We start from the raw sequence: 24626 nt of genomic DNA on the forward strand, positions 1-24626 counted from the left end.
ACTCAAGCGCTTTGCTCCAACTGACGGCCCGCGCCGCGTTTTTTCAAATGAATCATCAGCAGAGAAATCGCCGCTGGCGTGACGCCGGGAATCCTCGAGGCCTGGCCCAGCGTCTCCGGACGAGTTATCCCCAGCTTGCTCTGGATTTCCTTGGACAGACCGGAAATCCCGGTGTAATCGATATCCGCAGGGAGCAGGGTGTTTTCGCTGGCCCGCAGACGAGTGATCTCGTCTTGCTGACGGTCGATGTAACCGGCGTACTTGGTCTTGATTTCGACTTGTTCAGCGACCTGCGGGTCAGGCGAGCCGTTACCGGTCAGCGCAACCAGACTGGCGTAGTCCACTTCGGGACGGCTCAGCAGATTCAGCAGATTGTATTCGTGGGTCAACGGCGTACCAAAGTGAGCCGAGACTGCGTCGCCCTGCTCGGTACCCGGACGAATCCAGGTGGATTTCAGACGCTGTTCTTCCAACTCGATGCCTTCACGCTTGGCACAGAACGCCGCCCAGCGGGCATCGTCGACCAAGCCGAGCGCCCGACCTTGTTCGGTCAAACGCAAGTCCGCATTGTCTTCCCGCAAAATCAAGCGGTACTCGGCACGCGAGGTGAACATCCGGTACGGCTCCTGGGTGCCCAGGGTAATCAGGTCATCCACCAAAACGCCGATGTATGCCTCATCGCGACGCGGACACCAGCTGTCCTTGCCTTGAGCCCGAAGCGCTGCGTTGGCGCCCGCGAGTAAACCTTGAGCACCGGCCTCTTCGTAACCGGTTGTGCCGTTGATCTGTCCTGCGAAAAACAACCCACCGATAACCTTGGTTTCCAGGCTGTACTTCAGGTCGCGCGGATCGAAGTAGTCGTACTCGATGGCATAGCCAGGCCGCACGATGTGGGCGTTTTCCATTCCGCGGATAGACCGAACGATCTGCAGTTGGACGTCAAACGGCAGCGAGGTCGATATACCGTTTGGATAAAGCTCATGGGTCGTCAAACCTTCCGGTTCGATAAACACCTGATGGCTTTCCTTGTCGGCAAAACGATGGATCTTGTCTTCAATCGACGGGCAATAACGCGGCCCGACCCCTTCGATTTCCCCGGCAGCGGAGTACATCGGCGACCGATCAAGATTGGCCGCGATGATTTCGTGGGTCCGAGCGTTGGTGTGGGTAATCCAGCAGCTGACCTGGCTCGGGTGCTGAGCCTTGGAACCCATGAACGACATCACGGGAATCGGCGTATCACCCGGTTGTTCAGTCATCACCGAGAAATCCACAGATCGGCCATCGATGCGCGGAGGTGTGCCCGTTTTCAGGCGGCCCACTCTCAGCGGTAGTTCACGCAGCCTGCGTGCAAGCGCAATGGACGGCGGATCACCGGCGCGGCCGCCCGAATAGTTCTGCAGACCGATGTGGATAAGTCCGCCCAGAAAGGTACCGGTGGTGAGAACCACAGAGTCGGCCAGAAAACGCAGGCCCATCTGGGTAACGACGCCGCGCACCTGGTCCTGCTCGACGATCAGGTCGTCGCATGCCTGCTGGAATATCCACAGGTTGGGCTGGTCTTCGATGATTTCTCTGACCGCTGCCTTGTACAGCACGCGGTCCGCCTGGGCACGGGTCGCCCGGACTGCTGGGCCTTTGCGGCTGTTGAGCACACGAAACTGGATGCCGCTTTTGTCAGTGGCCGTTGCCATCGCACCGCCCAGTGCATCGATCTCTTTGACCAGATGACTTTTACCGATGCCACCAATGGCCGGGTTGCAACTCATTTGGCCGAGGGTTTCCACGTTGTGCGTAAGCAGCAGGGTGGTAGCACCCATACGTGCGGACGCCAGTGCTGCCTCGGTACCGGCATGACCGCCGCCGATGACGATCACTTGAAAACGGGAAGGGAAATCCACCACGCACCTCGTGCCTGTTATTTGGGGGGAATAGGAATGGCGGCAAGTATAGGGACTTACCCCCCCTTAAGAAACCCGTTGCGCAAAATCTAACCAGCTGTGGATGAGTGGCGGTTATAGAAATTAAAAAGAAAGAAATTTATAAGATCTTTGTTTTTATGTTTATTTCTACTGAGCCACATTTCTGTGGATAAAGCTCTGAAAGCTTTATATTGCCTGATGTACAGGGAATCAAAAGCCTGTGTCCATGTGCCAAAGAGACCCTTGGATAACCTGCCGGAGCCTGTGGATTAAATCGATGGTTGTCCACAGGGCGAATTATCCTCAGCTCAGATGCCTGCTTATCAACCGCGCTTAGCCGCGGTTATGCACAGGGCTTATCGGTGCAAACAGGTGCTGAAGAGTGGAACTTGAGGCGCAATTGCGCCCTCCCGCCATTGATTGAGAGCCTGGAAAAGTCAGAAGAATGAATCGAGATGGGGCAGATCCGGAGAGATTGACCTGCCTGGGGATAGAGCGAGGCGTTATTTGCCGATGCAGAAGCTGGAGAAAATTCGTCCCAGCAAATCGTCCGAGCTGAATGCACCGGTAATTTCGCCCAAGGACTGCTGCGCCTGGCGCAAATCTTCGGCTAGCAACTCACCGGCGCCCGCCAGGGTCAGCTGCGAGCGACCATGCTCAAGAGAGGCGCTTGCCTTGTGCAGCGCCTCGAGGTGGCGACGTCTTGCACTGAAGCTTCCTTCAGCGGTTTGCTGATACCCCATGCACGCCTTTAGATGCTCGCGCAGAAGCTCCACGCCATCACCACCAGCCTTGGCGCTGAGACTGATGGTCACGTGGCCATCGATGCTGGTCACCAGTTCCACCGGCTCATCACTCAGGTCGACCTTGTTACGAATCAAGGTGACATGGGCAGGATCAGGTCGTTGATCAAGAAACTCCGGCCACAACGCGAAGGGATCGACCGCCTCTGGCGCTGTCGCATCCACCACCAGCAAGATGCGGTCTGCCTGACCTATCGCCTGAAGTGCGCGTTGTACGCCTATCTTCTCCACCTGATCGTCGGTGTCGCGCAAACCGGCCGTGTCCACGACGTGGAGAGGCATGCCATCAATGTGGATATGTTCGCGCAGGACATCACGGGTTGTGCCGGCGATCTCAGTCACAATCGCCGCCTCTCTGCCTGCAAGTGCGTTCAGCAGACTGGATTTGCCAGCATTGGGTCTGCCCGCGATGACTACATTCATGCCATCTCTGAGCAAAGCGCCCTGGTTGGCTTCGCGCAGCACTGTGGATAACTGACTGCGAACGTTGTCCAGCATGGCCAGAACATGACCGTCCGCGAGAAAGTCGATCTCTTCCTCAGGGAAGTCGATTGCTGCCTCGACATAAATGCGCAGGCTGATCAGTTTCTCCGTGAGCTCATGCACTCGCTGGGAAAATGCCCCCTGCAGCGATTTCAACGCGTTACGTGCGGCCTGTGCAGAACTCGCTTCGATAAGGTCAGCGATGGCCTCGGCTTGGGCAAGGTCGAGCTTGTCGTTGAGAAATGCGCGCTCACTGAATTCCCCTGGCCGTGCCAGACGGCACCCCAACTGCACACAACGTTGCAGTAACATGTCCAGAACCACGGGCCCGCCATGCCCTTGAAGCTCGAGCACATCTTCTCCGGTGAATGAGTTAGGGCCGGAAAAGTAGAGACCAATGCCTTCGTCGATAACTGCGCCGTTTTCTCCCTTGAAGGCGCCGTAATGCGCGTACCGAGGTTGTGGCAGTTTGCCGAGAATCGCCTCTGCACACTTGCCGGCCTGGGGACCGGAAATGCGGACGATACCGACGCCTCCTCGTCCGGGAGCCGTTGCAATGGCCGCAATGGTTTCAAAACGTACGTTCATGGGCCGACTCCTGGACAACCGACGGATAGCAAAACGCCCCACGAGGGGGCGTTTTGAATGACTTGTTAACAGGGTAGATCAGGCTTCAGCTTTCTTGGCTTTCGCTTCGATGCTGCGGGTGATGTACCACTGTTGAGTGATGGACAAGGTGTTGTTCACCACCCAGTACAGCACCAGACCGGCCGGGAACCACAGGAAGAAGAACGTGAAGATGATTGGCATCAGCTTCATGACCTTGGCCTGCATAGGATCCGGAGGTGTCGGGTTCAAACGCTGCTGGATGAACATGGTAGCGCCCATGATGATCGGCAGGATAAAGAACGGGTCCTTGATCGACAGGTCGGTTATCCACAGCAGCCAGGGTGCCTGGCGCATTTCGACGCTTTCAAGCAGTACCCAGTACAGCGACAGAAACACCGGCATCTGTACAAGGATCGGCAAGCATCCACCCAACGGGTTGATCTTCTCTTTCTTGTACAGCTCCATCATCGACTGAGAAAGCTTCTGACGATCGTCGCCATGTTGTTCTTTCAGCGCGGCCAACCGCGGAGCGACAGCACGCATGCGTGCCATGGATTTGTAACTGGCCGCCGACAGAGGGAAGAAAAGCCCCTTGATCAGCATGGTCAGGAAGATGATCGACCAGCCCCAGTTACCCACGATGCTGTGGATATGTTGCAGCAGCCAGAAAATAGGCTGGGCAATGAACCACAGAATCCCGTAATCCACTGTCAATTCCAGACCTGGGGACAACTCCTTCAGGACTGCCTGACTCTTCGGACCGGCGTAAAGCGTTGCAGTCGTCTCGGCTTTCGCGCCAGGTGCGACCGTCAATGCCGGGCCTGTGAAACCGATGATGTAATTGCCGGCACTGTCCTTACGGGTGGTGACGGTGTTGCTGTCAGTCTTGTTCGGAATCCAGGCGGTCACGAAGTAATGCTGCAACCAGGCAACCCAGCCACCCTGAACAGTATCCTTCACCGACCCTTTGTCGATGTCCTTCATGGAAACCTTTTTGTAGGGTTCCGAAGGTGTCCACATGGCAGCACCCAGATAGGTTGCGGTACCAGTGGCAGTCGTCGAAGAAGGATCAGCGCTCGCATCGCGTTTCAGCTGTGCGAACAGGTTACCGTTCCACGGCTGAGCGCTCTGGTTGTCAATCACGTAAGAAACGGTCAGGTCATACAGGCCGCGTTTGAACGTGAAACGCTTGATGTAGTTAACGCCGCCGTCGCTGAATTTCAGGTCGACGACCAAGTCGTTCTGACCGTCAGCCAGTTGAAAACTTTTCTGCGTAGCCGAATAAACAGGACGACCGGCGGCACGGGCATCAGGACCGTTCGCGCCAGTCAGACCGCTCTGAGCCAGGAAAATCCGCTCGCCGCCGTTATCGAACAGTTGGAAAGGAATCTCGGGGTGATCCTGACGGCGTGGATAAAGTGGCAAACGAAGCTGCACCACGTCGCCGCCTACCGGATCAATCTCCAGATTGAGGACGTCTGTCTTCACCTGGATCAAATCTTTGCTGGTAGCCACCGGCATTTCCGCCGGCGCAGCCACTTCGCCGGTCGCGCTAGGAACGTCCGCATTGGCAGTCGCTGAACCTTGCGGAGCATCAGGAATAGCGGATGTGTTGGTGTTGGCAGCAACATTCTGAGTCGGCAAGGCAGCCTGACCGTAGTCCTGGTTCCATTTCAGGACACCGACATAGGTCACGATTGCCAGGGCGACGATCAGGATCGTGCGTTTAATATCCATGATTACTCGGCCATCGAAGAGGAACGGGAGGTGGGAGCAGGTGGAACCGGGTCATAACCACCGGGATTCCACGGATGACACCGACCTAAGCGACGTAAGGTCAGCCAGCCACCGCGCACCAGACCATAATTTTCAATGGCCTCGTACGCGTAGCAGGAGCAACTGGGGTAGAAACGACAGTGACTGGCCATCAGAGGACTGATGGCATAGCGGTAAAACTGGATCGGAACGAGCGCCAGTTTACGCATCAGGACTGTCTACCCCCGCAGTTTCGGTTTTAAGTTCGGGATCGGGCCGGCTGCGCGCCAGACGTTTCCAGAGCTTGCCGAAATGCTGAATCAATTCGGGGTTTTCAATGTCACCCAAGCCTTTGCGTGCGACGACGACGATATCCCATCCGACCAGTTTGTCCTGGTGAAGGCGAAACGACTCACGCATCAGGCGTTTCAAACGGTTGCGCTCGACGGAGAGCTTCACGCTCTTCTTCCCGATCACCAGCCCGAGACGGGGATGATCAAGGTCGTTGTTGCGCACAAGGAGCAGGAGATTTTTCCCCGGAACCTTGCCGGTGGGGGAGTCAAAGACTGCCTTGAAATGCCGGGGTGTCAGCAAACGCTTTTCCCGACTGAAGTCCTGACTCACCACCTGTGCCGATTAATCAAACTGCCAGACGCTTACGGCCTTTGGCGCGACGACGCGACAGAACTGCGCGACCGTTTTTGGTGGCCATACGAGCACGGAAACCGTGGGTGCGAGCGCGCTTGATAGTGCTGGGTTGGAAAGTACGTTTCATGGCGTGTTACCTGGTTCGTCCACAACGGGCCGGAATGGCCCCCGTTTTAAGAGACCGGGGATTCTAGAGAAAGCGGGCACGCAGGTCAATTTCCAACCAACGTTTCTTGCATTTACTTGCTGAGTGCATTCCATCGACAGCGAGTGATCGGACGAGGCATTCTTGAAACGTAAATATAGAAATAAAGAAGGAAGGTATTTAAAGCTTCTTTGTAAAGCTTATAAAAGCTTAGGGCGAGAATTTCTGTGGATAAGGTTCTGCAGGCCACGTAGCGCTTGATGTACAGAGCGAATAAAGTCTGTCCACAAGCGGTGCTGCGGTTGTGCGGCAGCTGGCTACAACCTGTGTATAGAATGTGTAGTTATGCACAGGTGCTTTATCCACAGGTTTCAGGCGGGGGTTATGCAACGAGCTGAGGATGGGTTATCCACAGACCTTAACTATCCACCGGCGATCGTTTTTTCCAGGGATTTTTGTCGGGTTTGATGCCTTAGCGCCCTACCTTCATGTGGATAAGTCCGCTACGGGTGGTTACAATGGCCGCTTGTTTTTGCCGCGCCGGCTTCAGAATCTAGGGGATATTTGTGTCAGTGGAACTTTGGCAGCAATGCGTTGAGCTTTTGCGCGATGAGCTGCCTGCCCAGCAATTCAACACCTGGATCCGTCCGCTACAGGTTGAAGCCGAAGGTGATGAACTGCGCGTGTATGCGCCCAACCGATTTGTGCTGGACTGGGTCAATGAGAAGTACCTGGGTCGATTGCTCGAGCTGCTGGGCGAGCACGGCCAGGGAGTCACACCGGCGCTTTCCTTATTAATAGGCAGCAAGCGTAGCTCGGCGCCACGTGCGGCCCCGAATGCACCGCTCGCTGCAGCCGCCGCCGCATCTCAGGCCGCTCAGCTGGCAACCACCAGCGAAGCGCCGGTGGCCTCACGGGCACCGCAGTCCGTCGTGACGCCTGCTCCGATGATTCAGACCTCTTTGAATGTCGAAGACGAGCCCTCCCGGGCGAGCTTCGATCCAATGGCTGGCGCCAGTTCCCAGCAAGCCCCTGCTCGCGCCGAGCAGCGTAATGTTCAGGTTGAAGGCGCGCTGAAGCACACCAGCTATCTGAACAGGACATTCACGTTCGAAAACTTTGTCGAAGGTAAATCCAACCAACTGGCCCGGGCGGCCGCCTGGCAGGTAGCGGACAATCCCAAGCATGGCTATAACCCTCTCTTCCTGTATGGCGGCGTGGGCTTGGGTAAAACTCACTTGATGCACGCTGTGGGTAACCACCTGCTCAAGAAAAATCCGAATGCCAAGGTTGTGTATTTGCACTCCGAGCGTTTTGTCGCGGATATGGTCAAGGCGTTGCAGCTCAATGCAATCAATGAGTTCAAGCGCTTCTATCGCTCAGTCGATGCACTGCTGATCGATGACATTCAATTCTTTGCCCGCAAAGAGCGTTCCCAGGAAGAATTTTTCCACACCTTTAACGCCCTTCTCGAAGGGGGTCAGCAGGTTATTCTAACGAGTGACCGCTACCCTAAAGAGATTGAAGGCCTGGAAGAGCGCCTGAAGTCTCGTTTCGGTTGGGGCCTGACGGTCGCGGTCGAGCCGCCTGAGCTGGAAACACGGGTGGCGATTTTGATGAAGAAGGCGGATCAGGCGAAGGTCGACCTCCCTCATGACGCCGCGTTCTTCATCGCGCAGCGCATCCGATCCAATGTGCGTGAGCTCGAGGGTGCGCTGAAGCGCGTCATCGCTCACTCACACTTCATGGGCCGGGACATCACGATCGAGCTCATCCGGGAGTCGTTGAAGGACTTGCTCGCGCTCCAGGACAAGCTGGTGAGTGTGGATAACATTCAGCGGACTGTTGCTGAGTACTACAAGATCAAGATCTCCGACCTGCTGTCCAAACGCCGTTCCAGATCTGTAGCGCGACCGCGACAAGTGGCGATGGCATTGTCCAAGGAACTGACCAACCACAGCCTTCCCGAAATTGGCGATGTGTTTGGCGGCCGCGATCACACAACCGTGTTGCATGCGTGCCGGAAGATCAACGAATTGAAAGAATCCGATGCGGACATCCGCGAGGACTACAAGAACCTGCTGCGGACTTTGACAACGTGATGCCAACGCAGCTTATCGAGGCAAGGGACTAGACCATGCATTTCACCATTCAACGCGAAGCCCTGTTGAAACCCCTGCAACTGGTCGCGGGCGTTGTCGAACGCCGTCAGACCTTGCCGGTTCTGTCAAACGTGCTCCTGGTCGTAGAGGGCCAGCAGTTGTCTTTGACGGGTACTGACCTGGAAGTCGAGCTGGTCGGCCGCGTCCATCTGGAAGAACCTGCAGAGCCGGGCGAAATCACCGTTCCTGCGCGCAAGCTGATGGACATCTGCAAAAGCATTCCCAATGACGCCCTTATCGACATCAAGCTCGATGAGCAGAAGCTGATCGTTAAAGCAGGCCGTAGTCGCTTCACGCTGTCCACCCTGCCTGCCAACGACTTCCCAACCGTCGAGGAAGGCCCGGGTTCGCTTACGTTCAGCCTTGTTCAAAGCAAACTGCGCCGGTTGATCGAGCGCACCAGCTTTGCCATGGCTCAGCAGGACGTACGCTACTATCTAAACGGCATGCTGCTTGAGGTCCAGTCTGGCATTCTCCGCGCGGTCGCAACTGATGGTCACCGTCTGGCGATGTGTTCCATGGCTGCAGAGATCGAGCAGGCTGACCGTCACCAGGTGATCGTCCCGCGTAAGGGCATCCTTGAACTGGCACGACTGCTGACCGAGCAAGATGGTCTGGTCAGTATCGTGCTAGGTCAGCATCATATTCGTGCGACCACCGGTGAATTCACGTTCACATCGAAACTGGTTGACGGTAAATTCCCTGACTATGAGCGAGTCTTGCCCAAGGGCGGCGACAAGCTGGTTGTAGGCGATCGTCAGGCGCTGCGCGAGGCGTTCAGCCGGACCGCGATTCTCTCTAACGAGAAGTATCGGGGTATCCGCCTTCAGTTGGCGAACGGTCAGCTGAAGATTCAAGCGAACAACCCGGAGCAGGAAGAAGCCGAGGAAGAAATCAGCGTCGACTACAACGGCAGCTCACTCGAGATCGGATTCAACGTTAGCTATCTGCTCGACGTATTGGGTGTCATGACCACAGAGCAAGTCCGTCTGATTCTATCGGATTCGAACAGCAGCGCCTTGGTGCAGGAGTCCGGCAATGACGACTCGGCCTATGTCGTTATGCCGATGCGTCTGTAACAGCAGTTGATTAATGTCTCTTAGCCGCGTCTCGGTCACCGGGGTGCGCAATCTGCACCCGGTGACCTTCTCCCCTTCTCCCCGCATTAACATCTTGTACGGCGCTAACGGCAGTGGGAAAACCAGTGTCCTGGAAGCCATCTATCTACTCGGTTTGGCGCGCTCCTTCCGCAGCGTTCGGCTGCAACCGGTCATTCAATACGAACAACCTGCATGCACGGTCTTTGGCCAGGTTGAACTCGCTGAAGGTGGCCACAGTAGTCTTGGCGTCTCACGTGACCGTCAGGGGGATTTTCAGATTCGCATCGATGGTCAGAATGCGAAAAGTGCCGCGCAACTCGCCGAGACGTTGCCACTGCAGCTGATCAATCCCGACAGCTTCCGGCTGCTTGAAGGTGCTCCCAAGATCCGGCGTCAGTTTCTGGATTGGGGAGTGTTCCACGTGGAACCTCGTTTTATGTCGACTTGGCAGCGGCTTCAGAAGGCCCTCAGGCAGCGGAACTCGTGGCTTCGCCATGGTACACTTGACGCCGCTTCACAGGCCGCATGGGACCGTGAGCTGTGCCTTGCGAGCGATGAAATTGACGAGTTTCGGCGCGCCTATATCAAGGCGCTGAAGCCGGTGTTCGAGCAAACCCTGAGTGAGCTTGTTCAGATCGATGGGCTGACGCTTAGTTACTATCGAGGATGGGACAAGGAAAAAAACCTGAGTGACGTACTCGCATCGTCCCTCTACCGTGATCAGCAGATGGGTCACACCCAGGCAGGGCCTCAACGCGCAGATTTACGGCTGCGACTCGGCGGTCACAACGCGGCGGACATTCTTTCTCGCGGGCAACAGAAACTCGTGGTCTGCGCCCTCCGCATTGCTCAGGGACATTTAGTCAGTACGGCCCGTCGTGGCCAATGTATTTACCTCGTCGACGATCTGCCATCAGAGCTCGATGAGAATCACCGCAGTGCGCTATGTCGCCTGTTGGAAGAATTACGCTGCCAGGTATTCATCACCTGCGTAGATCATGAATTGTTGAGGGAAGGCTGGCAGACGGAAACGCCAGTTGCTTTGTTCCACGTGGAACACGGCAATATCACCCAGACCCACGACCACCGGGAGTGAAGGCATGAGCGAAAACCAAACGTACGACTCGACCAGTATTAAAGTGCTGAAAGGGCTCGATGCCGTACGCAAACGTCCTGGTATGTATATCGGCGACACAGACGACGGCAGCGGCCTGCACCATATGGTGTTCGAGGTTGTGGACAACTCGATCGACGAGGCGTTGGCCGGTCACTGTGACGATATCAGCATCATCATTCACCCGGATGAGTCGATCACTGTTCGCGACAACGGTCGTGGCATTCCGGTTGATGTGCACAAAGAAGAAGGCGTGTCCGCTGCCGAAGTCATCATGACTGTGTTGCACGCCGGCGGTAAGTTTGACGATAACTCCTACAAGGTATCTGGCGGTCTGCACGGTGTGGGCGTGTCAGTCGTCAACGCGCTGTCCGAGGTTTTGAATCTCACCGTTCGCCGTAGTGGAAAAGTCTGGGAACAGACCTACGTACACGGTGTTCCACAAGAACCGATGCAAATCGTTGGCGAAAGTGACACCACGGGAACAGAGATCCACTTCAAGCCCTCCTCTGAAACCTTCAAGAACATTCACTTCAGCTGGGACATTCTGGCCAAGCGGATTCGTGAGCTGTCTTTCCTGAACTCCGGCGTGGGTATCGTCCTTAAAGACGAGCGTAGCGGCAAGGAAGAGCTGTTCAAATATGAAGGTGGTCTGCGGGCATTCGTTGAATACCTGAACACCAACAAGACGCCGGTGAACCAGGTCTTTCACTTCAACATCCAGCGTGAAGACGGCATCGGCGTAGAGATTGCTCTGCAGTGGAATGACAGCTTCAACGAAAACCTGCTGTGCTTCACCAACAACATTCCGCAGCGCGACGGCGGTACCCACCTCGTGGGTTTCCGTTCTGCCCTGACGCGTAACCTGAACAACTACATCGAGCAGGAAGGTCTGGCGAAGAAGCACAAAGTCGCCACCACCGGCGACGATGCGCGTGAAGGCCTGACGGCGATTATCTCCGTCAAAGTCCCTGATCCAAAGTTCAGCTCGCAGACGAAAGACAAGCTGGTGTCTTCGGAAGTGAAGACCGCGGTTGAACAGGAGATGGGCAAATACTTCTCTGATTTCTTGCTCGAGAACCCGAACGAAGCGAAAGCCGTCGTCGGCAAGATGATCGACGCAGCACGTGCTCGTGAAGCTGCGCGTAAAGCCCGTGAGATGACTCGCCGCAAAGGTGCGCTGGATATTGCAGGCCTGCCCGGCAAACTGGCTGACTGCCAGGAAAAGGACCCTGCCCTTTCCGAACTCTATCTCGTGGAAGGTGACTCTGCTGGCGGCTCCGCCAAGCAGGGACGGAACCGTAAGACTCAGGCCATCCTGCCACTCAAGGGCAAGATCCTGAACGTGGAAAAGGCGCGCTTCGACAAGATGATCTCGTCCCAGGAAGTGGGCACGTTGATCACGGCACTGGGCTGCGGTATCGGCCGTGACGAATACAACATCGAGAAGCTGCGCTACCACAACATCATCATCATGACCGATGCCGACGTCGACGGTTCGCACATCCGTACCCTGTTGCTGACCTTCTTCTTCCGTCAATTGCCGGAACTGGTTGAGCGTGGCTACATCTACATTGCCCAGCCGCCGCTGTACAAGGTGAAGAAAGGCAAGCAAGAGCAGTACATCAAAGACGACGAGGCCATGGAAGAGTACATGACCCAGTCGGCCCTTGAAGATGCGAGCCTGCACCTGAACGAATCAGCCCCTGGCATTTCCGGTGCAGCACTGGAGAAACTGGTTCACGATTTCCGTATGGTCATGAAGACCTTGAAACGTCTGTCCCGCCTGTACCCGCAAGAGCTGACCGAGCACTTCGTCTACCTGCCGGCTGTACCAATGGAGCAGTTGTCGGATCATGCCGCTATGCAAGAGTGGCTGGCGAAGTTCGATGAACGTTTGCGTGTGGGTGAGAAATCCGGCCTGGTCTACAAGGCCAGCTTGCGTGAAGACCGCGAGCGTAACGTGTGGCTGCCAGAGGTCGAACTGATCTCCCATGGTCTGTCCAACTACGTGACGTTCAACCGCGATTTCTTTGGTAGCAATGACTACAAAACAGTCACTGCGCTGGGTGCGCAGATCAGCACGCTGCTGGAAGAAGGCGCTTACGTGCAACGTGGCGAGCGCAAGAAAGCGGTCACCGAGTTCAAGGAAGCGCTGGCCTGGCTAATGGCAGAGAGCACCAAGCGTCACACCATCCAGCGCTATAAGGGTCTTGGTGAGATGAACCCTGATCAGTTGTGGGAAACCACGATGGATCCGAGCGTGCGACGTATGCTTAAGGTGACGATCGAAGACGCCATCGGCGCTGATCAGATCTTCAACACCCTGATGGGTGATGCAGTAGAACCACGCCGCGACTTCATTGAAGCCAACGCACTGGCGGTGTCGAACCTGGATTTCTAAGGTTCACCCGCTATCAAAACAGCCCCAACGATGCGAATCGATTGGGGCTTTTCTTGTCTAGAGTTTCAGCTCACGGTCTTGACTGGACTAATCGGCGATCGGCCCCGCCCTCTCCTGCTCAAGCGTTTGCCCCATTCGATACCGCGCTGTTCAATGAGTGGGTAGCTGACCGCAGAGATGCCCACGATGATGATTAACAGGCCAAGCAGCAGGAAGTTATCGGCCATTGCGTTATTGAATGAAAGCGTCGGGCCTGGCGCCGCAGCAGCGTAAGTGACAAAGGTGTGGCCGACGACTTTTCCTAAAAGAAGCATGGCCAGGGTGAAAGCGAACAGTACCATCGCATGGGTCATGTAGATCGAGTAGGACAGCACGCCCAGCTTCTCGAACGGGCGAGCTTTCAGCAAGGTCGAGATCACCCCTCCCTCGAAGGAGAAAATCAACATGACCGCGCAGAACACCAGCATCAGACCGATCTGTTTGTGATCGATGTTGCTCACCAGCACACTCACTGTGAGGCAAATCCCGACTACTTCCAGGCCAGTGTGCAGCCAGCGCGAAATGCTCTTGGTGTGGATAACCTGATAGAGGTGATAGGTCATCACCCCTGCAAAGAAACAGGACAGTCCCTGCAATGCGGGCTCCACCAGAGAGCCAAGTCCCAAGGACAAACAGACCACAGCTACCAACGAAATCATCAGAAATATCAGCGTGGCAAGGCGTGGCGTACACAAGAGTATCCCCGCGAAGATCATGTAGATGTAGTACTCGACACTGATGCTCCACGCCGGAAAGTTGAATGACTGCGGATTGAATCCCGGCCACCACGATTGCAACAGAAGCAGGTTGGGGATGATTTCCCGGGGCGCGCGCTGTCCGGTGAAGCTCGGCTGATTGAACGCTATGCCAGCATGCTCTGCGGCCAGCTTCACCACCTCCAATGCGATGGCGAGCACGAGCACAAAGACGTGCAGGGGGTACAGTCGGAAGGTGCGGGTGATAAAGAACTGCCTGAACTGGTCCGTCGTTGCGAGCCGCTGTCCGTAGGTGTGGACCATGACGAATCCGCTCAGGACAAAGAAAAAGCTCACCAGGTAATGAGCATTCCTGAAGAACGCCCACTCGCCGAAGCTCTGTGGAATGTGGATGTGATAGACCGCAACGCTGAGCGCGCAGATGCCCCTAAAGCCGTCCAGCACTTGAAACCTCTTCATCCCCAACTCCCTGTTGAATCGATACTGGATGCGTTAATCGGTTCTTTCGGTACGCAGGTCGTTATGCAGTGCGCTTCCCGGTCCTTTCCCAGCGGGTTTTCAAGGTGTCCATTCCACTACCCAGAACCGTAGTCAGCCCACGGCGCCAGGCCATAGCTGGCTTCTCGATGAAATGCCAGGAGAAGACCGCTGCCACTAACGCAAGCGGGAACGCGAGCAGCATCATGCTGGCGGGGCCGATACCTTTGAGCAGGTGGGCGAGGATTTCCTGAATCGGGAAGGCATAGATATAAACGCCGTACGAGTAATCACCCAGCTGGTTGTAACGGTCGACCACGGGGTGGGTTGCAAACCCGAGGTAGAAAATCAGATACGTCCACGCCACGGTAAAGCACTCGAAGAAATACGGCGTGCGCCATGTGCAGGCGGCTAGTACGGCAAAAGGCAGAAAGCCGATAAATCGATGCGCGATGTGATGACGATATCGATAGAAGGACATGCCCAGCACAAACGGTAAACTCCACCTGAAGAAAAACTCGGCACGGTGGAAGTCATTGAGCAGAGCGCTGCTCAACATCAAGCATTTGAAGGCGACGTACAGCGCCGCGTAACACAGTAGAAAGCCGGCGAACTTACGCCCTTCGCTGAAAAAGGCTAATGCGCCAAGCGCGCCGACCAGAATGTAGAGAGCGACCTCATAGAAGAGCGTCCACAGTGACCCATTGATGCCGGGCCAAGGGGTATTCTCGAACACGCCCGGGAGCTGGAATTTCATGCTGAAGAGCGTCAAATTGTGGGTCAGATAACCGTATGTTTCACCTGACCGGAAATATTCCGACGCACTCAGTGTCGTAAACAACGGCCCGATCAGAAACGCGCTGAGCAGCAGCACGAGTGTCAGACCAGGGTAGATGCGCAGAAACCGAGCAGTGAAGAAATCCACCGTACTGCCGGCACGATCACGGCTAAGCGAGATAAAAAAGCCGGAGACGCAGAAGAATGTGATTACTGCCAGTTCCCCGAGGGAAAGGCCAATCCAGTCCGAGAGCGGCTCGACCGCATCATGGCCGAGTGCGAGAGGGTAACTGTGGGAGATCAGTACCGCAGTGGCGGCAAGCATTCTGATCAGGTTGAAGTTGTTGTTTCGTCTGGACGCCAGGTTACCCAACGTATTCATACTGCCTCCGCGCGCGATCAGGGTCATGTCGGTTCGATCCATTCACCGCTGTGACGCTCACGCTGTCGGAGACGCGCGATATCGCGAGGGTTGGAAATGGTGTTGAGCCTGAACGATACACTGGGCGTGGCGCGCGTCTAATTGGCATCCCTAATCGGGACGCGGATTACCTGCATGCCCTGTCAGCCAATAATTTGGCCCTGAAACTCGAACGATAGTTTTTGTTGGGCAGGACAGTGTCACTGCGCCTCGATTGGGCGATGACAGCGGCAAAAACTTAAAGAACCCGTCGAATGACCCGTTGCATCAGGACAGATGTAAGACCAAGGAGCCTCAGTTATATGTCGATTCGCAAATACCAGAGAGTGCTGGCCATCCCACGAGTGCTGCCCGCGACATTGTTCATGTTCGTTGCGGGTTTGCCGCTGACCATCATGGGGCTAACGCTCAGCCTGCATGTACTCAACGAAATGGGCGGTAGTTATTTTGATGCGGGCGTGGTGGGGACAGCGACCGCCCTCGGGTTTGCGGTGGGCTCTCCCCTCCTCGGCCGAATGATTGACCGTCATGGCCTGCGTCCGGTGGTGGCCGTGTGCGGGACACTGTCGACCCTCGCCTGGGTGTTGCTGCCGATGGTGAGTTACTGGCTCTACGTCTTTCTGGCTTTTGTTGCCGGTCTCTTTACCGTGCCAACGGGCTCGCTCGCCAGGCAGTTCATCGCCAGTCTGGTGCCGGAGGATCAGCGCCGGCCTGCGTATTCTCTCAACATGATGCTTATGGAACTCTCATTCGTCATCGGGCCGGCGAGCGGCATTTTGCTCATCACCACGTATTCGGCGACGGCCACGCTGGCGGGCATCGGCCTCTGGCGGGCGCTCTCCTATGTCGTGCTCTATGTGTTGAACTGGCCGACGCGCAACGTTGACGAAGTCGCTGCAAATCCTGATCGCGTGCGGCCCAAACTTCGCACCTGGATGAGCGGCCGTCTGCTGGCCGTGATGTTTGTCAGTGCGGGTGCGTTGTTCGTGCTCTACGGCACCGAGCTGGCACTGATCGCTGTGCTGCGCGCCAGTGACCAGCTTGCCTTCACTGGGTATGTCATCGCCGCCATGTCCATCGCGTCCATTGTGGGCGGATACGTTCACGGAATTGTCCACCGGTCGTGGTCGCAGATGAAACTCGCCTTGGCAATGAGTCTCCTGCTGCTGCCCGTGGTTTTCTTTGATGACGTCTGGTGGTGGCTGATGCTCGCGCTGCTGCCCACCAATCTGTTGTGCACACCGACGCTGGCCGCAGGTTCTGAAGCCGTCGCCAAGCTAGCGCCTTCCAGCGTGAGAGGTGAAGTAATGGGGCTGCACGATTCGGCGTATCGAATAGGCCAAACATTGTCCGCGCCGATTGTGGGATTCGCGATCGACAGTGTGTCCCCTGCCATGGGATTTGTCGCAGCGGCGTGTGGAGGGATTGTGCTGGTGGGTCTAGGAGCGCTCTGCAATCTGCGGATATCAGCGCCGGCCAGAGCGGCTTGATCCACAGATCGGTCTCGGCCGCACAGGCTCAAGACCGGTCTTTTCAGGTCGTCGGCAGACGATGAGAAAAAACTTATGCACGTATTGGCGTTTTAAGCGCTCGAAGAAATAAGCATTAAAATTAATGAGTTAGAAGTGAATTTCTCGAATTTCTACTTATTCGTGCACAGGTTATCCACAATTCACACCGGTGATTTCTCGGGCGCAGGCGCAGGCATTGCGGGCGATCCCAAATTACGCTGGGTTTGCTCGTTCCAGGCCGAGACGCGATCGTTCAGCGCAGCGATTGCGCGAGGGCCAGTGCCCTCTGCGTACATCGGTTTGCCAATCACGACTTCGATGGTCCCCGGCTTTTTACCCCAGCCCTCTTTAGGCCAATAGCGGCCGGCATTGTGGGAGATGGGCAGGACGGGTAGGTCCGCGTTAACAGCCAGTGCCGATCCGCTGCGCGAGAACTTTCCGATCTGGCCGTACGGCACGCGTGTGCCTTCTGGGAAGATCAGCACCCAGACGCGATCTTTGAGCAACTCATCGCCTTTCTTCGCCACGACCTTCAGCGCCGCTTTGGGGTTATTGCGATCAATGGCGATGGGACGCAGCATCGCCATCGCCCAGCCGAAGAAAGGCACGTACAACAACTCCCGCTTGAGCACTTGGCTCAACGGTTGAAAGTGGGCCGAGAGAAAAAACGTTTCCCACGTGCTCTGGTGATTGGAGACGATCACGCACGGCGTCTCGGGAATGTTTTCCTGGCCGGTAACATTGACCTTGATGTTGAGGAACACGCGAGTCAGCCACAAGGCGCAGCGGCACCAGTACACATTGATGAAGCGATAACGAAGACGGAACGGCAGGAAAGGTGCAATAAAGAAACTCAGCGAACACCACAGCAGGGCGGTAGTGCCCAGCAGCAGGTAAAAGAAGAAAATCCTGATGGCCTGCACAATCGACATAGCTGCTTTTACCGTTACGGGGCAATTGCCCGAATTGAGCGAGCCGTTGAATAGCCGTTAGCCGTTCAACGGGGCGCTGTTGTGGATTAGTTCTGCGGCAACCGCCGCCAGATCATCGAAAACCAACGTGCCTGCGGGCAATGCACCGCTTCGCGTCTTCTGACCTTTACCGGTCATGACCAGAACAGGTTGTGAGTCGACGGCCACCGCCGCCTCCAGGTCACCCTTGCTGTCGCCCACAAACCACACGCCGCGTAAATCGACGGCGTAATGGCGGGCAATGGTCTTCAGCATGCCCGGTTTTGGCTTGCGGCAATCGCAGCCGGCGTCCGGGCCGTGGGGGCAATAAACAATCAGTCCGATCTCACCACCCTCCTCCGCCACGAGTTCACGCAAGCGTGCGTGCATGGCATCAAGGGTGGCGAGATCGTAGTAACCGCGAGCAATGCCGGACTGGTTGGTGGCCACTGCCACCGTCCAGCCGGCTTTACTTAGTTGCGCAATGGCCTCGATGGAGCCGGGAATCGGAACCCACTCGTCCACCGACTTGATGTAGGCGTCGGAGTCGTGGTTGATCACCCCGTCTCGATCGAGAATCAGCAACTTCACTGGCATGCGCTCCGCTGTCAGCCCAACAAGGAGATGTCGGCGACGCCGAGGAACAGATTGCGCAAACGAGCGAGCAAGGCGTAACGGTTGGCCCGCACGCTGGCATCTTCCGCGTTGACCATCACGGCCTCGAAAAACGCATCCACAGGCTCGCGAAGTGCCGCAAGACGCGTCAGCGCTTCGTTGTACTGACGGCTGGCGGACATCGGCGCGACGGCCTGATCTGCCTGCTGAATCGCCGAGTACAGCGAGAACTCGTTGGCGTTATCGAAGTACTTCGGCTCGACGGTCTGGGCGATGTTGCCATCTGCCTTGCTCAGCAGATTGGAAACCCGCTTGTTCACGGCGGCCAATGCTGCAGCCTCAGGCAATTTGCGAAAGGCCTGAACAGCCTGAACACGTTGATCGAAGTCCAGCGCCGAAGCGGGCTGCAAAGCGCGCACCGACAGGTAGACAGAAACGTCGACGCCTTCGTCTTCATAGCGCGCGCGCAGACGATCGAAGATGAATTCGAGAACCTGCTCTGGCAGACCAGCAGGCTTGATCTTCACACCGAACTGAGCGACGGCGAACTGCACGGTTTTGACCAGGTCCAGATCCAGTTTTTTCTCGATCAGGATGCGCAGGATGCCCAGCGCGGCCCGGCGCAGCGCGTACGGGTCTTTGCTACCGGTCGGCAGCATGCCGATGCCGAAGATGCCCACGAGTGTGTCGAGCTTGTCGGCAATGGCAACAGCGGCGCCAGTCAGAGTGCCCGGCAATTCAGCACCAGCGCCACGTGGCATGTACTGTTCGTTCAACGCCAGCGCGACGTCTTCGGGTTCGCCGTCGGCCAAGGCGTAGTAGTAGCCTGCAACGCCCTGCATCTCGGGAAACTCGCCAACCATTTCGGTCGCCAGGTCGCACTTGGAGAGCAAGCCTGCACGCGCGGCGCGCTGAGCATCGCCGCCAATGCGGGGCGCGATGAACGCAGCGAGCTTGGAAACACGTTCGGCTTTGTCGAATACCGTGCCCAGTTGCGCCTGGAACACCACGTTCTGCAGACGCTGGTTGAATGTCTCCAGCTTCTGCTTCTTGTCCTGCTTAAAGAAGAACTCAGCGTCGGTCAGACGCGGGCGAACGACTTTCTCGTTACCGTGGACGATCTGGGAAGGGTCCTTGCTGTCGATGTTCGCGACAGTAATGAAGCGCGGCAGCAGCTTGCCTTCGGCATCCAGCAGGCAGAAGTACTTCTGGTTGTCCTGCATCGTGGTGATAAGGGCTTCCTGCGGTACTTCAAGGAAACGCTCCTCGAACGAGCACACCAGCGGCACGGGCCACTCGACCAGCGCAGTCACTTCATCGAGCAATGCCGGCGGCACGATGGCGGTGCCTTCGTGTTGCGTGGCGAGCTCTTCAACGCGCTTGCTGATCAGCTGACGACGCTCGTTGAAGTCCGCGAGCACGTAGGCCGCGCGCAAGTCGCTGGCGTAGTTGGCCGGCGAGGTAATGCGCACGCTGTCCGGATGATGGAAGCGATGGCCACGGGATTCACGGCCGGACGTCTGGGCAAGAAGGGTGCAATCGACGACTTGATCGCCAAACAGCATGACCAGCCACTGGGTCGGACGTACGAACTCTTCCTTGCGCGCGCCCCAGCGCATGCGCTTCGGAATCGGCAGGTCGTTGAGCGAATCTTCGACGATGGTCGGCAGCAGGCTCAACGTTGGCTTGCCAGGGATGCTCTGGCTGTAACGCAGCTTCGGGCCGCTCTGGTCGATCTCACTCAGGTCGACGCCGCACTTCTTGGCGAAGCCCAAGGCAGCCTGGGTCGGATTGCCCTCGGCATCAAACGCGGCCTGGCGTGGCGGGCCGTCCAGATTGACGCTGCGATCCGGCTGCTCGGTGGCGAGCTGAGTAATCAGCACGGCCAGACGACGTGGCGCGGCATAAACCTGCTTGGCGCTGTAGGTCAGACCCGCAGCCTGCAGGCCTTTTTCGATACCAGCCATAAACGCATCGGCCAGGGTATTCAATGCTTTGGGTGGCAGTTCTTCAGTGCCCAGTTCAACCAGAAAATCTTGAGCACTCATTGCGCAGCCTCCAGCTTGGCCAACACTTCATCGCGGATATCGGGCGCGGCCATCGGGAAGCCGAGCTTGGCCCGGGCCATCAGGTACGCCTGGGCCACGGAGCGAGCCAGGGTGCGGACGCGCAGGATGTACTGCTGACGCGCCGTCACGGAAATCGCGCGACGGGCATCCAGCAAGTTAAAGGTGTGAGAGGCCTTGAGGACCATTTCGTAGCTCGGCAATGGCAGCTCGACTTCGATCAGGCGTACGGCTTCGCTTTCATAGAAATCGAACAGCTCGAACAGCTTGTCGACGTTGGCGTGCTCGAAGTTATAGGTCGATTGCTCCACTTCGTTCTGATGGAACACATCGCCGTAGGTGACTTTGCCGAACGGGCCGTCAGTCCAGACCAGGTCGTAGACCGACTCGACGCCTTGCAGGTACATCGCCAGACGCTCGAGGCCGTAGGTGATTTCGCCGGTGACCGGGTAACACTCGATGCCGCCGACTTGTTGGAAATAGGTGAATTGCGACACTTCCATGCCGTTCAGCCAGATCTCCCAGCCCAGGCCCCAGGCGCCGAGGGTCGGAGATTCCCAGTTGTCTTCGACAAAGCGGACGTCGTGCACGAGCGGGTCGAGGCCCACGTGCTTCAGGGAGCCGAGGTACAGCTCTTGGAAATTGTCCGGGTTGGGCTTGAGGACGACCTGGAATTGATAGTAGTGCTGCAGGCGATTCGGGTTCTCGCCATAACGGCCATCGGTAGGACGACGGCTTGGTTGTACGTAGGCGGCGTTCCAGGTTTCCGGGCCGATGGCGCGCAGAAACGTAGCGGTGTGGAAAGTGCCGGCGCCCACTTCCATATCGTAGGGCTGAAGTACCACACAACCTTGCTCAGCCCAGTATTGCTGGAGGGCGAGGATCAAGTCTTGGAAGGTACGCACGGCTGGCGTAGGCTGGCTCACGAAATTCACCTGTACTGGGGGGCTGCGATTTAAAGAGCGGGAGTATACCCGATTCGGCCGCGCCTCCACCCTTGGGAGCCCTATGCCACGCTGCTTTTGGTGCAACGAAGATCCGCTTTACATGGACTACCACGACCAAGAGTGGGGTGTGCCGTTGCGCGATGCGCAGATGCTGTTCGAGTTCCTGTTGCTCGAAGGGTTCCAGGCCGGGCTGTCGTGGATCACCATCCTGAAAAAGCGTGAGCGCTACCGCGAAGTGATGTTCGGCTTCGACGTCCAGCGCATCGCCGCGATGACCGATGCGGAAATCGAAGCCCTGATGCTGGAGCCCGGCATTGTGCGCAACCGTCTCAAGCTAAACGCCGCGCGCAAGAACGCTCTGGCCTGGTTGCGGCTCGAGGATCCGGTCGCGTTTGTCTGGTCTTTTGTCGGAGGCGAGCCGAAGGTCAATCACTTCAAGGACCGCAGCGAGGTTCCGGCCATTACGCCTGAGGCCGAAGCGATGAGCAAAGCGCTGAAGAAAGCCGGCTTCACCTTCGTCGGCCCGACCATCTGTTATGCCTACATGCAGGCCACCGGCATGGTGATGGACCATACGGTTGATTGCGATCGATACGCCGAGCTGGTGGGTGATGTGGATAATCGGCTCCCATGAATGGTTACAATGGCCGCCTCATGTATTCGGGAGTGATCTGTGGATAAGTTCAAAGGCGCCTTGATGGTCGGGGCACTGCGTCTGTTTGCCCTGTTGCCGTGGCGCGCAGTGCAATGGGTCGGCACCTGCATTGGCTGGCTGATGTGGAAGTTGCCTAACCGGTCTCGCGACGTCGCGCGCATCAACCTGTCCAAGTGCTTCCCTGAACTTAGCCCTGAAGAACTCGAAGCACTGGTCGGCCGCAGTCTGATGGACATCGGCAAGACCCTGACCGAAAGCGCCTGCGCGTGGATCTGGCCGGCGCAGAAGTCGATCAATCTGGTTCGCGAAGTCGAAGGGCTTCAGGTGTTGAAAGACGCTTTGGCGTCGGGGAAGGGCGTCGTCGGTATTACCAGCCATCTCGGCAACTGGGAAGTGCTCAACCACTTCTACTGCAGCCAGTGCAAACCGATCATTTTCTACCGGCCACCCAAGCTCAAGGCCGTGGACGATCTGCTGCGCAAGCAGCGCGTACAGTTGGGGAACCGCGTCGCAGCGTCCACCAAGGAAGGCATTCTCAGCGTCATCAAGGAAGTGCGCAAAGGTGGCTCGGTCGGCATTCCGGCGGACCCGGAACCCGCTGAGTCAGCAGGCGTCTTCGTGCCCTTCTGCGGGACGATGGCGCTGACCAGCAAGTTCGTCCCGAACATGCTGGCGGGCGGCAAAGCGGTGGGCGTGTTTCTTCACGCGATGCGTCTGGAGGATGGCTCTGGTTACAAAGTCGTACTCGAAGCCGCGCCGGATGACATGTACAGCACCGATACCGCTACGTCGGCAGCTGCCATGAGCAAGGTGGTTGAGAAGTACGTGCGGGCCTATCCAAGCCAATACATGTGGACCATGAAGCGCTTCAAGAAACGCCCCGAGGGTGAGAAGCGCTGGTATTGAGCTTTTAAAAAAAGCTCAAACCCACCTGAAACAGTCGCTCGACGTCGCGGATGTACTTTTTATCCACAAGGAACATGACCACGTGATCGCCTGATTCGATCACTGTGCTGTCATGGGCGATGATCACCTGATCGGCGCGGGTGATAGCGCCAATGGTCGTGCCGGGCGGCAGGTTGATGTGCATGATGGCTTTGCCGATCACCTTGCTGGATTTGGCATCGCCATGGGCGACGATTTCGATGGCTTCCGCCGCGCCCCGACGCAATGAATGCACGCTGACGATATCGCCGCGCCGCACGTGCGCCAGCAGCGTACCAATGGTGGCGAGCTGAGGACTGACCGCGACATCTATCTCTCCCCCTTGCACCAGGTCGACATAGGCCGGGTTGTTGATGATCGTCATCACCTTCTTTGCACCGAGACGTTTGGCCAGCAACGACGACATGATGTTCGCCTCGTCGTCGTTGGTCAGCGCCAGAAACAGGTCGGCGTTATCGATGTTCTCTTCCACGAGAAGGTCGCGATCGGAAGAGCTGCCTTGCAGGATCACCGTGTTGTTGAGCGTGTCAGAGAGGTGACGGCATCGGGCGGGATTCATCTCGATGATCTTGACCTGATAGCGGTTCTCGATGGCCTCCGCCAGCCGCTCGCCGATCTGCCCGCCGCCGGCAATCACGATGCGCTTGTAGCTCACATCCAGACGACGCATCTCGCCCATAACGGCGCGAATATCCGCTTTGGCAGCGATGAAAAAGACCTCGTCGTCAGCCTCGATAACCGTATCGCCCTGAGGAATGATCGGACGGTCGCGACGGAAAATAGCCGCGACGCGAGTCTCGACATTGGGCATGTGCGTGCGCAGTTGACGCAGCTGCTGCCCCACCAGAGGGCCGCCGTAGTACGCCTTGACCGCCACCATCTGCACCTTGCCGCCGGCGAAGTCGATGACTTGCAGCGCGCTGGGGTATTCGATGAGCCGCTTGATGTAATGGGTGACCACTTGCTCAGGGCTGATCAGCACGTCCACGGGAATGGCGCCGTTGGCGAACAGGCCTGAGCGGGTCAGGTACGCCGACTCGCGAACACGGGCAATCTTGGTCGGGGTCTGGAACAGCGTGTACGCGACCTGGCAGGCCACCATGTTGGTCTCGTCGCTGCTGGTGACGGCCACCAGCATGTCGGCGTCGTCGGCGCCGGCCTGACGCAGCACGGTTGGAAATGAGCCGCGACCGTGAACGGTGCGGATATCGAGGCGATCACCCAACGCTCGCAGACGATCCTGATCGGTGTCCACGACGGTGATGTCGTTGGCTTCGCTGGCCAGGTGCTCGGCCAGCGTACCGCCGACCTGCCCTGCGCCGAGAATGATGATCTTCAATCAGTCTCTCCTTGAAATGATGA

20 protein-coding genes are annotated in these 24626 nt (G+C 57.2%); 7 read left to right on the forward strand and 13 right to left on the reverse strand.

What is annotated here, in order from left to right:
* Positions 1–2 precede the first annotated feature (2 nt).
* From mnmG to rpmH, 6 genes are all read right to left on the reverse strand, one after another.
* A complete protein-coding gene (gene mnmG / locus ABEH28_RS25450) occupies positions 3–1901 on the reverse strand; it encodes a tRNA uridine-5-carboxymethylaminomethyl(34) synthesis enzyme MnmG (protein ID WP_346631414.1) in 1899 nt (632 codons plus the stop codon).
* A gap of 524 nt (positions 1902–2425) precedes the next feature.
* Complete coding sequence (gene mnmE / locus ABEH28_RS25455; RefSeq protein WP_346631415.1) at positions 2426–3796, reverse strand: tRNA uridine-5-carboxymethylaminomethyl(34) synthesis GTPase MnmE; 1371 nt, start codon at positions 3794–3796, stop codon at positions 2426–2428.
* A gap of 78 nt (positions 3797–3874) precedes the next feature.
* Positions 3875–5554: a membrane protein insertase YidC gene (gene yidC, locus ABEH28_RS25460; RefSeq protein WP_192174389.1), complete on the reverse strand. Its 1680-nt coding sequence runs from the start codon at positions 5552–5554 to the stop codon at positions 3875–3877.
* Between the two features lie 2 nt (positions 5555–5556).
* Entirely contained in the window at positions 5557–5802 is a 246-nt protein-coding gene (gene yidD, locus ABEH28_RS25465) for a membrane protein insertion efficiency factor YidD (RefSeq protein ID WP_074886126.1), read from the reverse strand.
* A complete protein-coding gene (rnpA, locus tag ABEH28_RS25470) occupies positions 5795–6196 on the reverse strand; it encodes a ribonuclease P protein component (protein WP_192174390.1) in 402 nt (133 codons plus the stop codon). Before rnpA ends, yidD begins: the two co-directional genes overlap by 8 nt.
* Positions 6197–6212: 16 nt before the next feature.
* The gene (gene rpmH / locus ABEH28_RS25475) at positions 6213–6347 is read right to left on the reverse strand and encodes a 50S ribosomal protein L34 (RefSeq protein WP_002551315.1); all 135 of its coding nucleotides are present in this window, start codon (positions 6345–6347) and stop codon (positions 6213–6215) included.
* 584 nt (positions 6348–6931) lie between these two features.
* Between rpmH and dnaA the strand changes: the two genes are divergently transcribed.
* From dnaA to gyrB, 4 genes are read left to right on the forward strand one after another with little or no spacing between them, the layout of a single operon-like run.
* Positions 6932–8467: a chromosomal replication initiator protein DnaA gene (dnaA, locus tag ABEH28_RS25480; RefSeq protein WP_282365444.1), complete on the forward strand. Its 1536-nt coding sequence runs from the start codon at positions 6932–6934 to the stop codon at positions 8465–8467.
* 35 nt (positions 8468–8502) lie between these two features.
* The gene (gene dnaN / locus ABEH28_RS25485; RefSeq protein WP_192174392.1) at positions 8503–9606 is read left to right on the forward strand and encodes a DNA polymerase III subunit beta; all 1104 of its coding nucleotides are present in this window, start codon (positions 8503–8505) and stop codon (positions 9604–9606) included.
* A gap of 13 nt (positions 9607–9619) precedes the next feature.
* A complete protein-coding gene (gene recF / locus ABEH28_RS25490) occupies positions 9620–10723 on the forward strand; it encodes a DNA replication/repair protein RecF (RefSeq protein ID WP_192174393.1) in 1104 nt (367 codons plus the stop codon).
* 4 nt (positions 10724–10727) lie between these two features.
* Positions 10728–13145 (forward strand): DNA topoisomerase (ATP-hydrolyzing) subunit B, encoded by a 2418-nt coding sequence (gyrB, locus tag ABEH28_RS25495; protein WP_282365446.1) that lies wholly within the window; start codon positions 10728–10730, stop codon positions 13143–13145.
* A gap of 65 nt (positions 13146–13210) precedes the next feature.
* Here the strand turns inward: gyrB and ABEH28_RS25500 are convergent, their stop codons facing one another.
* Together ABEH28_RS25500 and ABEH28_RS25505 are read right to left on the reverse strand one after the other, a co-directional pair.
* Positions 13211–14359, reverse strand: coding sequence for an acyltransferase (locus ABEH28_RS25500; RefSeq protein ID WP_346631416.1), 1149 nt, complete (start codon positions 14357–14359; stop codon positions 13211–13213).
* 61 nt (positions 14360–14420) lie between these two features.
* Positions 14421–15563 carry an acyltransferase gene (locus ABEH28_RS25505; RefSeq protein WP_346631417.1) on the reverse strand — a complete coding sequence of 381 codons (1143 nt, stop codon included), beginning with the start codon at positions 15561–15563 and terminating at the stop codon, positions 14421–14423.
* Positions 15564–15877: 314 nt separating this feature from the next.
* Between ABEH28_RS25505 and ABEH28_RS25510 the strand changes: the two genes are divergently transcribed.
* Positions 15878–17065 carry an MFS transporter gene (locus tag ABEH28_RS25510; protein WP_197984121.1) on the forward strand — a complete coding sequence of 396 codons (1188 nt, stop codon included), beginning with the start codon at positions 15878–15880 and terminating at the stop codon, positions 17063–17065.
* A gap of 182 nt (positions 17066–17247) precedes the next feature.
* Here ABEH28_RS25510 and ABEH28_RS25515 read toward each other — a convergent pair whose 3' ends face one another.
* The 4 genes from ABEH28_RS25515 to glyQ are packed head-to-tail and all read right to left on the reverse strand — an operon-like array spanning position 17248 to position 21643.
* Positions 17248–18018: a lysophospholipid acyltransferase family protein gene (locus ABEH28_RS25515; RefSeq protein WP_346631418.1), complete on the reverse strand. Its 771-nt coding sequence runs from the start codon at positions 18016–18018 to the stop codon at positions 17248–17250.
* A 57-nt stretch (positions 18019–18075) separates the two neighbouring features.
* Complete coding sequence (gmhB, locus tag ABEH28_RS25520; protein WP_346631438.1) at positions 18076–18648, reverse strand: D-glycero-beta-D-manno-heptose 1,7-bisphosphate 7-phosphatase; 573 nt, start codon at positions 18646–18648, stop codon at positions 18076–18078.
* Positions 18645–20699, reverse strand: coding sequence for a glycine--tRNA ligase subunit beta (gene glyS / locus ABEH28_RS25525; RefSeq protein WP_282365450.1), 2055 nt, complete (start codon positions 20697–20699; stop codon positions 18645–18647). Before glyS ends, gmhB begins: the two co-directional genes overlap by 4 nt.
* Positions 20696–21643 (reverse strand): glycine--tRNA ligase subunit alpha, encoded by a 948-nt coding sequence (gene glyQ, locus ABEH28_RS25530; protein WP_065988033.1) that lies wholly within the window; start codon positions 21641–21643, stop codon positions 20696–20698. The genes glyS and glyQ overlap by 4 nt, the downstream gene beginning before the upstream one ends.
* Before the next feature lie 82 nt (positions 21644–21725).
* On the opposite strand from glyQ, the gene ABEH28_RS25535 reads away from it, so the two are divergent.
* Complete coding sequence (locus ABEH28_RS25535; RefSeq protein ID WP_192174401.1) at positions 21726–22298, forward strand: DNA-3-methyladenine glycosylase I; 573 nt, start codon at positions 21726–21728, stop codon at positions 22296–22298.
* A 39-nt stretch (positions 22299–22337) separates the two neighbouring features.
* Positions 22338–23225 carry a lysophospholipid acyltransferase gene (locus ABEH28_RS25540; protein ID WP_282365452.1) on the forward strand — a complete coding sequence of 296 codons (888 nt, stop codon included), beginning with the start codon at positions 22338–22340 and terminating at the stop codon, positions 23223–23225.
* Between the two features lie 4 nt (positions 23226–23229).
* Here ABEH28_RS25540 and trkA read toward each other — a convergent pair whose 3' ends face one another.
* The gene (trkA, locus tag ABEH28_RS25545; protein WP_172610176.1) at positions 23230–24603 is read right to left on the reverse strand and encodes a Trk system potassium transporter TrkA; all 1374 of its coding nucleotides are present in this window, start codon (positions 24601–24603) and stop codon (positions 23230–23232) included.
* Between the last annotated feature and the right edge of the window lie 23 nt (positions 24604–24626).

Source organism: Pseudomonas sp. Ps21-P2, assembly GCF_039672565.1.
GTDB lineage: Bacteria > Pseudomonadota > Gammaproteobacteria > Pseudomonadales > Pseudomonadaceae > Aquipseudomonas.

What these genes read in the sequence shown, in the direction of transcription:
- yidC (WP_192174389.1), bottom strand. Translation starts at nt 5,554, where the DNA reads ATGGATATTAAACGCACGATCCTGATCGTCGCCCTGGCAATCGTGACC.
- dnaN (WP_192174392.1), top strand. Translation starts at nt 8,503, where the DNA reads ATGCATTTCACCATTCAACGCGAAGCCCTGTTGAAACCCCTGCAACTG.
- yidD (WP_074886126.1), bottom strand. Translation starts at nt 5,802, where the DNA reads ATGCGTAAACTGGCGCTCGTTCCGATCCAGTTTTACCGCTATGCCATC.
- ABEH28_RS25535 (WP_192174401.1), top strand. Translation starts at nt 21,726, where the DNA reads ATGCCACGCTGCTTTTGGTGCAACGAAGATCCGCTTTACATGGACTAC.
- ABEH28_RS25500 (WP_346631416.1), bottom strand. Translation starts at nt 14,359, where the DNA reads ATGAAGAGGTTTCAAGTGCTGGACGGCTTTAGGGGCATCTGCGCGCTC.
- recF (WP_192174393.1), top strand. Translation starts at nt 9,620, where the DNA reads ATGTCTCTTAGCCGCGTCTCGGTCACCGGGGTGCGCAATCTGCACCCG.
- ABEH28_RS25510 (WP_197984121.1), top strand. Translation starts at nt 15,878, where the DNA reads ATGTCGATTCGCAAATACCAGAGAGTGCTGGCCATCCCACGAGTGCTG.
- ABEH28_RS25505 (WP_346631417.1), bottom strand. Translation starts at nt 15,563, where the DNA reads ATGACCCTGATCGCGCGCGGAGGCAGTATGAATACGTTGGGTAACCTG.
- gyrB (WP_282365446.1), top strand. Translation starts at nt 10,728, where the DNA reads ATGAGCGAAAACCAAACGTACGACTCGACCAGTATTAAAGTGCTGAAA.
- rpmH (WP_002551315.1), bottom strand. Translation starts at nt 6,347, where the DNA reads ATGAAACGTACTTTCCAACCCAGCACTATCAAGCGCGCTCGCACCCAC.
- mnmE (WP_346631415.1), bottom strand. Translation starts at nt 3,796, where the DNA reads ATGAACGTACGTTTTGAAACCATTGCGGCCATTGCAACGGCTCCCGGA.
- glyS (WP_282365450.1), bottom strand. Translation starts at nt 20,699, where the DNA reads ATGAGTGCTCAAGATTTTCTGGTTGAACTGGGCACTGAAGAACTGCCA.
- ABEH28_RS25515 (WP_346631418.1), bottom strand. Translation starts at nt 18,018, where the DNA reads ATGTCGATTGTGCAGGCCATCAGGATTTTCTTCTTTTACCTGCTGCTG.